The following is an 11,043-nucleotide window of genomic DNA, read 5'->3' as shown; positions in this document are numbered from 1 at the left end:
CTTGAACAGCGTGCTCTTGCCGGCGCCGTTCGGGCCAATCACGGCATGAATGGAGCCGCAGCGCACCTTGAACGAGACGCCGTCGACCGCCTTCAGCCCGCCATAGTGCCGCGCCAGCGCGCAGGCTTCCAGGGCAACGTCGCTGTCGCCGGTGGCGGGTGGCGGCAATGGCAGGGCGGTGTCGCGCCCCCTGCTCGATGCGGTTTTCACCGCGCCGGCCTCGATCGCCTCGGTTGTGGCCTCGGCGGCCCGGCGTGCGGAAAGGGTCCGGCGCTCGGTCAACCAATGGATGATCTCGCCGCAGATGCCGCGGCGCAGGCCGACGACCAGGGCGATGAAGGCGATGCCCAGCACCAGCTTCCACAGCGTGGTGAGGCCGGGGACGAGCTGGAGATTGTCGCGCAGCCACAGCCAGACTGCGGCACCGACCAGCGGTCCGATCAGGGTGTTGGCGCCGCCGACGATGGTCTGGACCACGAGCTGGCCGGACGTCTCCAGCGAGAACGCGTCCGGTGGCATGTAGCTCTGGAACGAGCCGAGCAGGCCGCCGGCGAGTCCGGCGTAGAGCGCGGCGATGACGAAGGCTGCGAGCTTGTAGGCCGGCACGTTGTGGCCGAGCATTGCGACGCGCGCGGTGTTCTCCTTGATCGCGAGCAGGATTGCGCCCACGGGAGAGCGGACGATGCGGCGTGCCAGCACGTAACCACCAAAGAAGATCACCGCGAACAGCACGTACATCGGCAGGCCCGCGCCGATGCGGACGGCATGCTCGCCGAAGCCGAGCACGGGCACCGGCACCCCGGGAATGCCGTTCTCGCCGCCGGTATAGTGCGACAGCGGCGAGTTCTCGATGAAATAGGCCATCTGGCCGAACGCCAGCGTGATCATCGTGAAGTAGATTCCGATGCGGCGCACCGCGAGCCAGCCGACGACGAGCCCGAATGCGCCGGCCGATATCGTGCCGGCGGCGAGCGCCAGCCACACGCTGCTCAGCGTGCCCGAAACCAGCAGATACGCCGTGACGAAGCCGCCGACGCCGTAGAACGCGGCCTGGCCGAACGACAGGAGACCGGCGAGGCCGAACAGGATGTTGAAGCCGAGCCCGATCAGTCCCCAGTTCAGCACCCGCGTCAGCAGGTCGATGGAGAAGCCGAGATGCGGCAGCGCCACCGGTGCCGCAATCAGCGCGGCGAGAATCGCGAACTCCGGAATGTGGCTCCGCAGTCCGCCCGGTCGCGACCTTTTCATACCCGTCCTTCCGAGCCGAACAGGCCTTGCGGGCGCATTACCAGGAGCAGCGCCATCAGCGCGTAGAGCATCACTTCCGAATAGGAGGAGTTGAACGCGCTGGTGAGGCTGACGATCTCGCCGGCGATCAGCCCGCCGACCACGGCGCCCGGGAACGAGCCGAGGCCGCCGAGCACGATCACGACGAAGGACTGCGCCATGAAGTTCGCGCCCATGTCCGGCGTCACCGCGACGACCGGAGCATAGAGCATTCCGGCGAGGCCGACTGCGACGACGCCGATCGCGAACACCAGCAGGAAGGTGCGCCGCAGGTTGATGCCGAGGATGCCGACCATGCCGGGGTTCTCGATTCCGGCACGAACGACCAGACCCATCGAAGTCCGGTAGAGCACGAGATAGAGGCCGACCAGCAGCGTTGCGATGATGGCGATGAGCTGGAGGCGGTAGGTCGGGTAGATCAGGAAGCCGAGCTGCGTTGCGCCCTGTCCCCATGACGGGGTCGGTACGCGCTGCGCATTGCCGCCGAAGACGGCGCGCACGCACTCCACGAGGACGATGCCGATGCCGTAGGTAACGAGGATCTGGTCTTCATGCGGCCGGCCGTAGAAGAACCGGATGATCAGACGCTCGAGCAGGAAGCCGAGCACCAGCATGAAGCCGCAGCCGACCGCGATCGCGAGCAGGAACGACTGGGTGTATTGCAGCATGACGAAGGCGGCGTAGGCGCCCACGGCGAACAACGCGCCGTGGGCAAAGTTCAGGACACCGAGCGTGCCCAGGATGATTGTCAGGCCGCTGCTGACGAGCGCGAGCAACGAACCGAGGGCGAGGCCGTTGAAGGCCTGCGAGGCGAGGGCGGGCCAGCTTGGCATCTGGGCGGCTCAGGTATAGGGGCCGAGTTTGCAGCCGAACAGGTCCGGCGGATTCATCACGCTCTCGCCTTCGGCAACGTCGACGATCTCGTAATAGTCCTCGGGCCCCTTCATCGCCGCCGGCGCCTTGCCGCGCAGGACCGGGATCGGACGCACCATCTGGTGATCCTCGGCGCGGAAATAGACCTTGCCGATCGTGGTCTCGTAGGGCTGCTCCTTCGAGGCTTCCATCGCCTTGATGACGTCGACCGGATTGAAGCTCTTCACCCGCTCGACCGTCATCGCCCAGAGATAGGTCTGCATGTAGCCGATATGGGCGCCCCAGCGCGGGTGATATTTGTTCTTCGCGACGAAGGCGTCGACGAAGCCCTTCGCGAGCGGATAGCGATCCGACAGCGTCCACCAGAAGTCGCAGCTGCCGTAGACGCCCTGCATGATTTCGGGGCCGAGCTCCTTGTCCTGGAACGAGGACAGGTTCGGCACCACCAGTTTCATCTTCTTGAGCACGCCGAATTGTTCGGCCTGCTTGGTCGAGGCGACCGCGTCGGCGCCGAAGGCGATGTTGACGAACACGTCCGCGCCGCTGTTGGCGATGTTGAGAAGCGCCGAGGAATAGTCGGTGGTGCCGAGCGGAACCACTTCCTTGGCGACCTGTTGCCAGCCCTGTTCCTTCGAGAACTTCGCGAAGCTGTCATAGACCGTGTGGCCGTAGGTATAGTCGGGCACCAGGAAGGCGGTCTTCATGTTCTTGCCGAGTGCCTTGGCGACGACGGGCGCGAGCGCCTTGGCGGCCATGTAGGCGTTCTGCTGCGAGCGGAAGCCGTAGCGCTGGCAGTTCTTGCCGGTAATGTCGTTGGAGCCGGCGATGCCCACCATGTAGAGCACCTTTTCGCGGGAGCCCAATTCCTCCAGCGCGATTGCGCTGGCGCTCGACACCGAGCCTGAAAGCATGATCGCCTTGTCGCGCTGTATGAATTGCGTGGCGCTCTGCACGTCGAGATTGGGTTTTCCCTCGGTGTCCGACACCTTGTAGCGGATCTGGCGGCCGAGCACGCCCTTGCCTTGCAGGCCCCATTTCTTCGCGGCATCGCCGCCCGCGTTGATCTCCGAGATCGCCAGTTCGTAACCAAGCTTGAGATCTCCGCCGTCACCGGAGAAGACGCCGGTGAGCGGAATGGTCAGTCCGACGAAAACCGAGTCCGCGGTGACGCCGTCCGGGAAGGTGCCGATGCTGGCCGGCGTCTGCGCCCAGGCGGCGCTACCTGGAAGCACGAGACCGGCAGCGGCGCCGGCGCTTCCGAGCAGAATCTGACGACGATCGAGCTTCATGACTCACCTTCCATGTTTGATCACCGCCGGAGCGGCCGGTGGATTTCGGTTAGGTACGAGCCGGGTTCACGACCCGGCATCGATGTGATCGCTCTCCGTGTCCGGCTGGGTCGCCGCGCTTCCGGTGAAGGACACGGGATTGAGCCGGCGGCGGTTGACGCTGAGGTCGAAAACGTCGAATCGGTTGTAGTAGCCGACCACGTCGTGAAACTGCTTGGGCTCGACGCAGCGGTTGAGATCGATCTCGGCGTAGAGGATGCCTTCCTCGTCGCGCAACGCCTCGCCGATCTGCTCCCCGGTCGGATCGAGGAAGAAGGTCTCCGCGCGCGGTGTCGCGTCGAGCACGGCGGCGGCGGCGGCGTCGCGCGCCACCAGCATGTCGCGCGCCGCCTTGTCGAGCACGCCCGCGGTGACGAGGCCGAACACCTTTGCTTCGAAGCAATGCGCGCTCGCCCGGATCCGGGTGGCCGCTGCGATGTGGTAGTTGCCGCCACCGGCCGGCCGGCGGGTCGGCCAAACCGGCGGCCAGCTCGAAATATGAAGCTGCTCACCCTGCGCCATCAGCGAATAGCGTGCCAACGGGTTGGTGTTCTCGCCGCAGATCAGCTGCCCGATCTTGCCGAGCCTGGTGTCGACGACGCGCAGGCCCGCGCCGTCGCCGCCGCTCCAGATCAGCTTCTCGTAGAAGGTCGGCACCAGCTTGCGGTGGTGGTTGAGGATCTCGCCGTCCTCGCCGATCAGGAGGTTGCTATTCCAGATCGCACCGACGCTCGCCGGCGACTTCTCGCTGATCCCGATCGACACCACGACGCCGAGCGCGCGCGCTTCGTCGCGGATCGCCTTGATCTCGGGGCCGTCGACCATCACGGACTGGTCCGCCATGCGGACGAACAGATCGTGATTGTCGATCGGAGCCCACAGCGCAGCCCATACCGGGAATGCGGGAATGAACGTCTCGGAGAATGCCACGATCTCGGCGCCGGCGGCGGCTGCCTCACGGATGAGCGAGATTGCCTTCTTTGTGGTCGCCGAGCGGTCTAGAAACACCGGCGCAGCATGGACCGCGGCGGCCTTGAAGCGAGGAAGCATGGCTTTGTCCTTGGTTCAGGACAGGCTAGTGGCGTCCCCGGGGCCTCGATACAGACAATCCTGCAAGACGGCTTGCAGGGGGCGACAATCCGTCCCACCGTACGTCGCTGGCACAACGCTTGCTGTCTGGTGGGGCATGCAGGAGTTCAACTCGCTCGACTGGGACGACCTCAAGATATTTCTTCACGCAGCCCGCGGCGGCAGCCTGGGCAGCGCGGCCAAGCGTCTGCGGGTCGACCAATCCACCATCAGCAGGCGGATCGCGCATCTCGAATGCGCGCTGGGCGCGACGCTGTTCGAGCGTTCGCCGCAGGGGTTGCGTGTCAACGAAGCCGGCGAACGCCTGCTCTGTCACGCCGAGCGGATCGAGAGCGCCGTCATTGCGATGCATCAGGACGTGCAGCGCGGCGGCAGCCGGATGGCGGGCCGCGTCCGCCTCGCGACGATGGAAGGCATCGCCTCGCTCTATCTCGCATTCCGCTTCGCACCGCTGCGGCAACGTTATCCCGATCTCACCGTCGAGCTCCTGACCTCGCCGCAGGCGGTCTCGGTCAATCGCCGCGAGGCCGATATCTTCCTGAGCTTCTTCCGTCCGCCCGGACAGGGCATGGCGTCCGAGCGGCTCGGCAGCTTTCAGCTCGCCCTCTACGGCTCCCGGGACTATCTCGCACGCGAGGGCATGCCGGAACGGCCCGCGGACCTCGCGCGCCACAGCTTCGTCACCTACATCGACGATCTGATCCAGCTGGATTCGGTGCGCTGGCTCGACGACATCATCCGCAATCCGCCGGTCAGCTTTCACTCCAACAGCATGATTGCGCAGATGAATGCAGCGGCCGGCGGCATTGGCCTCGTGCTACTGCCGAGCTTTGCGGTGGCTGGCCGCAGCGATCTGGTTCCGGTGTTGCACGAGAAGATGTCGACGACGCGCGACGTCTGGATCAACGTCCACAGCGACCTCCAGTTCGTGCCGCGCATCCGCGCCGTATCGAGCTATCTCAAGGCGATGTTCAAGTCCGACCCGCTGATGCAGGCGGATACGTCGGGCCGCAAGATGCTCGACGCGCTGCTGGTGGCGGATGCCGCGGTCGTCGCATTTCAGAGCGGCTGAGCGCGCGACGGCTAAGCCGTGCGGCGTCCGAACGCCAGCACGTGCAGCCCCAGCCGCTGCCGCACGATCCAGAACAACAGCACGGTCTCGAAGGTCAGTGAGATCGAGGTCGCGGCCGCCGCGCCGTGGCCGCCGTAGTGCGGCACCAGCGCGATGCAGAGAACGAGGTTCATGGCGAACGCCAGCGCATAGGCCAGCGCGCAGATCTTCTGCTGGCCGAGCATGTTGAGCAGCCGCTCGACGGGCCCGATCGCAGAGCGCACCACGAGCCCAATGGCGGCGATGAACATGATATCGTAACCGATCATGAATTGCGGCCCGAACAGCCACAGCAGTGGCTTGCCGAGCGCAAGCAGCACGATGGTCGCCGCCAGCGACGGCCAGAACGTCCAGCCGATGGCGTGCGCGACATAGGCCGACAGCCGCGCCTTGTCGCCGCTCGCGTTGTACTCGGCGAAGCGATGCGCCGTCGTGGCCGACATCGCGTAGTGGATGAAGGAGACCAGCGCCAGCGTCTTCACCACGGCGAAATAGACGCCGACCTCGTCGGACGGGCGGAATTGCTGCAGCACCAGCACGTCGGTGTAGGACAAGAGCAGGTAGAAGCTCTCGACCAGCAGGATCGGCAGCGAGACGGCGAGCCAGCCGCCGATGTCGTAGGCCTTCGGGCCGGGTGGGATGTGATCGGCGAGCTTGCGGTTCAGCACCACCATCTGCCCGGCCATCGCGATCCACACCGCCCCGGCGCTTGCGACCATCGCCGCCACCGCGCCGAGATGATAGCCGAGCAGGAAGGCGGCGGCGGTGATGCCGATGATCAGCGCCTGGCGGATGATGAATTGCGGCATCAGGCCAAGCTGCATCCAGTCGTGCGAGCGTGCGATGCCGTCCTGCGTGTTGGCGACGACGAAGGCGGGAAGCGTCATGCAGCCGATATAGAGCGGCAGCAGCTCGGCCGGGTCGATCCAGGGCGACAGCAGCTTGACGATGCCGGCGAGGGCGAGCGATACCAGCGCGGACGCGGCAAAGGTCAGCCAGCGGCTGCCGGAGAGAAAGCCGCGCAGCAGCGCCTGCTCGCCGCCGGCGCGATATTCGGGAATGATCTTTTGCGCCGAGGCCGAGATGCCGAAATCCATCATGCTGCCGAGCAGCAGCACCCAGGTCCAGACATAGACATAGATGCCGTAGTCGGACGTTCCCATCCAGCGCGCCAGCAGCACCTGCGAGACATAGGCAAGGCCCGCGCTGATGACGCGGATGATGAAGATGGTGCCGGCGAGCCGCCGCGTCAGCGAGGCCTCGCTCGATCCGCCCGCGAGCCTGGCGCGGAGCCGCGCGATCAACCCGGCCGGTCCGGTCGTTGCGGGTTCTGCATCCATCACGGCCAAGTCGAACGGTCCCCTAAGGCGTCCCGCATGCTGCGGCATGCCAGGGGACTAGCAACCATTCGTTAAGATTCGGTTGGGTGGACGCTAGTTCAGATTGGTATTGAACTCGTAGGCCTTGTCAGGCCCGACCAGCGTGAACTTCAGCGCCGCGCCATCCGGCTTGGCGCCCGGCGGCAGGCCGTCGAGCTCGAAAGAAAATCGGATCACGCCGGGCGGGCTGTGCGGCACAGGCGCCGGAATTGGCAGCGCCCAATCGGGTGTCGGCCCCTCCACGAACAGATTGACGTTGCGGGTGTCCGGCGTCACCACGTCGACCACCACGTTTTTGGGCCCGTCACGTTTGACGTCGCGGATGGTGAGCGGATTGGGGTCGCCGATATTGGCGGGCTTCGGCACGGTGTCGAGCGCGGCGCGCAGGTTCGTGTCCTCGGTCGATGCGACGCTGTTGAAGCCGAGTTCGGCGCTGGCCTCGACGGGAATGCAGAGCTTCTCGCACACGGCGTAATGGATCTCGGCGCGCAAGGTCACGGGCTTGTCGGCGGCCTTGGCGACGATGCGCAAGGGCAGCACGAGCTGGTCGCGATAACCGATCGAATGGCCGCCCGCGCCATCGTCGAATTTCTGCGGCGCCGGCCACATGACCGTCACGGCCTCGACATTGTCGGACTTGGAGAAGTCGAACCGCGGTGGAACGCCGGAATCGCCGGGCGTCCGCCAATAGGTCTTCCAGCCGGGCTGGAGCTGGAACGCGATACCGCCGAGCAGGACGGCGCCACTGCGCGATCCCGCCAACAGCCGCACCGCAGAATGTCCGTCGCGCTGCCATGGCGAAGCGTCGTCGGCACGGGCAGCGATCGCCAAGAACGACGCAAGCAGGGTTGTCGCGACACCTATCGCCGCACGCAGGGGAACAATGCTGGACATGCTACGTCTTTACAGGGTCGGCCTGGGCCAAACCATTGAATTGCTTGTGATGGACGCACTCGAATCACGTCGGCTCAAGCCTTGATTTGACAGCCGACCGGCCCGACATCAGGATAGGAATCGAAACCGGAGTGCTTCAGCGATGGCTCCCACAGGCAAGAGGTCGGGCGAAAGCACCCGCGGCTCGGGCGCGGCGCTGCCGAGTTCAGCGGACTATCTCGACGGCCAGCTCCTGATTGCGATGCCCGTGATGGGCGATTCCCGCTTCGAGCGCTCGGTGATCTATCTCTGCGCCCATTCCGCCGAGGGCGCGATGGGCATCATCGTGAACCACCCGGCCGGCAGCATCGACTTCCCCGAGTTGTTGCAGCAGCTCGGCATCATCAGGAAGGGCGAGCACATCAAGCTGCCGGAGAATGCCGAAAGCATGAAGGTGCTGCGAGGCGGTCCGGTCGACACCGGCCGCGGCTTCGTGCTGCATTCCAGCGATTTCTACATCGAGAACGCGACGCTGCGGATCGACGACGGGGTCTGCCTCACCGCGACCGTCGACATCCTGCGCGCCATCGCCAGCGGCTCCGGCCCAAAGCCCGCCATCCTCGCGCTCGGCTATGCCGGCTGGGCGCCGGGCCAGCTGGAGACCGAGATCCAGAGCAACGGCTGGCTGCATTGCGACGCCGATGCCGATCTGATCTTTGGCGACGACGTCGACGACAAGTATAACCGCGCCTTGCAGAAAATCGGCATCGATCCCGGCATGCTCTCCAACGAGGCCGGACACGCGTAGCGATAGTGCTTCGCTGTATTCGTCCCACCTATCTCTGTCGTCGCCCGGCTTGACCGGGCGACCCAGTATGCCGCAGCCTCTCGGTTCAATCGCGGCCGTCTCTGGAATACTGGATCGCCCGGTCAAGCCGGGCGATGACACCGGTTGCTGAGGAGCGCTGTGCCCCGCTACTCCGCCGCCTGCTGCTGCACCGTCGGCTCGGTCCCCGCCACCGTCGCGCGGCGCATGTCGCGGGGCTGCGACTGGTCGTAGCGGCGGACGCGGTGCATGGTCTGGCGGTTGTCCCACATCACGAGGTCATGCAGCTTCCATTTGTGCACGTAGACGAATTCCGACTGCGTCGCGTGCTCGTTGAGATCGCGCAGCAAGAGCCGGCCTTCGGGCACGCTCATCCCGACCACCTTGCCGGCATGCGATGACAGATACAGCGACTTGCGGCGATGCACGGGATGGGTTCGCACCAGCCGTTGCAGCACCGGCTTGAACATCTCCTTCTCGTCGTCGGTGTATTCGGTGAAACCGAGCGATCCCCGCGAATACATCAGCGAGTGTTCGCAGACGAGGTCCTCGATTTCCGCCTTGGTCTCGTCGTCGAGCGCGTCATAGGCGGCGCGCATGTCGGCGAACTCGGTGTTGCCGCCCTTCGGGTTCACCACACGTGCCGACAGCAGCGAGAATTTCGCGGGGATGGGACGGAACGAGCTGTCGGAATGCCACAGGCAGTTGCCGAGATTGAACAGATGCGCGCGGCTGTCCTTCGCAAGCGGCTTGCCGTCCTTGCCGAGATTGGAGACGTCGTTCAGCCCGGATTGCAGCCGGTAATCCTTCTCCTTGGTCACGGTGCCGCCGCGCGCGTCCTCGCGCTGACCGAAGTTCAGCGCGAACGCCATCTGCTGCTCGTCGGTGATGTCCTGGTCATGGAAAACCAGAACCGCATATTTGTCCATGGCCGCCTCGACCTCGCGCGCCTCATCCGCCGTGAGAGGCTTGCGCAAATCGAGGCCGGAAACCTTGCCGACAAAATGCTTCTGAAGCTGCCGGATGGCGATCGTCATGGCGTTTCTCCCGCGGGTCGCGAGCGGTTGGTCCCGCTCTGTTGATGAAAAAGCTACTCTCGCGTCGGTCGTTGTCAACGCTTCGAACGCATGGCTGCCCGTAGCGCGGGTGAGCGCAGCGATACCCGGGAGGGTGGATCCGAAGCCCCGGATGTCGCTTCGCTCATCCGGGCTACGAATTGGCTCTCACGCGTTCCGCGCCATCAGCCCACCATCGACCGGGATCACTGCGCCGGTGAGGAACGAGGCCGCCGGCAGGCACAGGCTCAGCGTCATGTGCGCGACCTCTTCAGGGTCTCCATAACGACCGAGTGCGGTGCGGCGCTTGGCGTAGATGGTCTTGTGCTCTTCGGAGATGCGGTCGGTGATGGCGGTGCGGATCGGCCCGGGGCAGATGCAGTTGACAGTGATGCCCTCGCGGCCGAGCTCCACGGCCAGCGAACGGGTGAGGCTGGCGACGCCGCCCTTCGCTGCCGAATACGGGCTGTGCAGTGCGGTGGCCCCGAGCGCCTCGGTCGAGGCGATGTTGACGATGCGCGGGCTGTTCGATTTGCGCAGGTGAGGCAGGGCGGCGCGGATGATGCGCGGATGCGCCGTCAGCATCACCGCGATACCCTTGGCCCAGGCGTCCTCATAGGCCTCGTCGTCGATCGCGACGCGCACGGAGATGCCGGCGTTGTTGACCACGATGTCGAGCCCGCCGAAATGCGCGGCGATGTCGCCGACGACGCGCTTGATCTCGCCGCCGTCGGCGACATCGAGCTTCCACGTCCTTGCTGAACCGCCGCTCGCCTTGATTTCGCTCGCGACCGCATGAGCACCTTGCTCGTCGAAATCCGTGACGGCAACGTTCGCGCCTTCGGCGGCGAACACGCGGGCGGTCGCCCGCCCCATGCCGCCGGCCGCGCCGGTGACGAGAACCGTGAGGCCCTTCACGGATCGGCTGAGTTGCTTGAAATCCGACATGGCGTTTCCTCGCGCTGGGCTTTGTTCTTGTTATGATTGACAAGGCTGGCATCGATCCGCAGACAGGTCAAACAAGCAGAACACGAGGGGAGGACGCGATGGCGAGCGAGCTCGATTTCTCAGGCAAGCAGGTGCTGGTGGTCGGCGGTTCCAGCGGAATCGGCAACGGCATCGCGCAGGCGTTCCGCACGAAAGGCGCGCATGTCGCAGTTTGCGGCACGCGTGCTCGCGCAGCGGAATATTCGGCCGAAGAAGGCTCCGATCTCACCGGTCT

General features: G+C 65.4%; 11 protein-coding genes. 3 read left to right on the top strand and 8 right to left on the bottom strand.

The window, feature by feature from the left end; genetic code table 11:
• From JHD07_RS20885 to JHD07_RS20870, 4 genes are all read right to left on the bottom strand, one after another.
• Nucleotides 1-1,248 (bottom strand): ATP-binding cassette domain-containing protein (locus tag JHD07_RS20885; protein ID WP_291625356.1); only part of this gene is annotated, 1,248 nt, incomplete at its 3' end.
• The gene (locus JHD07_RS20880) at nt 1,245-2,120 is read right to left on the bottom strand and encodes a branched-chain amino acid ABC transporter permease (RefSeq protein ID WP_291625355.1); all 876 of its coding nucleotides are present in this window, start codon (nt 2,118-2,120) and stop codon (nt 1,245-1,247) included. The genes JHD07_RS20885 and JHD07_RS20880, both read right to left, overlap by 4 nt.
• A gap of 9 nt (nt 2,121-2,129) precedes the next feature.
• Nucleotides 2,130-3,449: a substrate-binding protein gene (locus JHD07_RS20875; protein WP_291625354.1), complete on the bottom strand. Its 1,320-nt coding sequence runs from the start codon at nt 3,447-3,449 to the stop codon at nt 2,130-2,132.
• Between the two features lie 66 nt (nt 3,450-3,515).
• Entirely contained in the window at nt 3,516-4,538 is a 1,023-nt protein-coding gene (locus JHD07_RS20870) for a carbon-nitrogen hydrolase family protein (RefSeq protein ID WP_291625352.1), read from the bottom strand.
• Between the two features lie 136 nt (nt 4,539-4,674).
• Between JHD07_RS20870 and JHD07_RS20865 the strand changes: the two genes are divergently transcribed.
• Complete coding sequence (locus JHD07_RS20865; RefSeq protein WP_291625350.1) at nt 4,675-5,649, top strand: LysR family transcriptional regulator; 975 nt, start codon at nt 4,675-4,677, stop codon at nt 5,647-5,649.
• Between the two features lie 11 nt (nt 5,650-5,660).
• On the opposite strand, the gene JHD07_RS20860 is transcribed toward JHD07_RS20865, so the two are convergent.
• Entirely contained in the window at nt 5,661-7,028 is a 1,368-nt protein-coding gene (locus JHD07_RS20860; protein ID WP_291625348.1) for a flippase, read from the bottom strand.
• A 93-nt stretch (nt 7,029-7,121) separates the two neighbouring features.
• Complete coding sequence (locus JHD07_RS20855) at nt 7,122-7,961, bottom strand: protein-disulfide reductase DsbD domain-containing protein (protein ID WP_291625346.1); 840 nt, start codon at nt 7,959-7,961, stop codon at nt 7,122-7,124.
• A 142-nt stretch (nt 7,962-8,103) separates the two neighbouring features.
• Here JHD07_RS20855 and JHD07_RS20850 point away from each other — a divergent pair, with 142 nt between their 5' ends.
• On the top strand, nt 8,104-8,748 hold the full coding sequence (locus JHD07_RS20850) for a YqgE/AlgH family protein (protein ID WP_291625345.1): 645 nt from the start codon (nt 8,104-8,106) through the stop codon (nt 8,746-8,748).
• Between the two features lie 167 nt (nt 8,749-8,915).
• Here JHD07_RS20850 and JHD07_RS20845 read toward each other — a convergent pair whose 3' ends face one another.
• The gene (locus JHD07_RS20845) at nt 8,916-9,803 is read right to left on the bottom strand and encodes a TauD/TfdA family dioxygenase (RefSeq protein ID WP_291625344.1); all 888 of its coding nucleotides are present in this window, start codon (nt 9,801-9,803) and stop codon (nt 8,916-8,918) included.
• A 186-nt stretch (nt 9,804-9,989) separates the two neighbouring features.
• Complete coding sequence (locus JHD07_RS20840; protein ID WP_291625343.1) at nt 9,990-10,769, bottom strand: SDR family NAD(P)-dependent oxidoreductase; 780 nt, start codon at nt 10,767-10,769, stop codon at nt 9,990-9,992.
• Nucleotides 10,770-10,867: 98 nt separating this feature from the next.
• Here JHD07_RS20840 and JHD07_RS20835 point away from each other — a divergent pair.
• Nucleotides 10,868-11,043, top strand: a 176-nt coding sequence (locus JHD07_RS20835) for an SDR family NAD(P)-dependent oxidoreductase (protein ID WP_291625357.1), incomplete at its 3' end; no start/stop codon positions are given.

Source organism: Bradyrhizobium sp., assembly GCF_016462955.1.
GTDB lineage: Bacteria > Pseudomonadota > Alphaproteobacteria > Rhizobiales > Xanthobacteraceae > Bradyrhizobium.
Note: the sequence above shows the minus strand (reverse complement) of the source record. Positions and strands in the feature narration are given on the sequence as shown.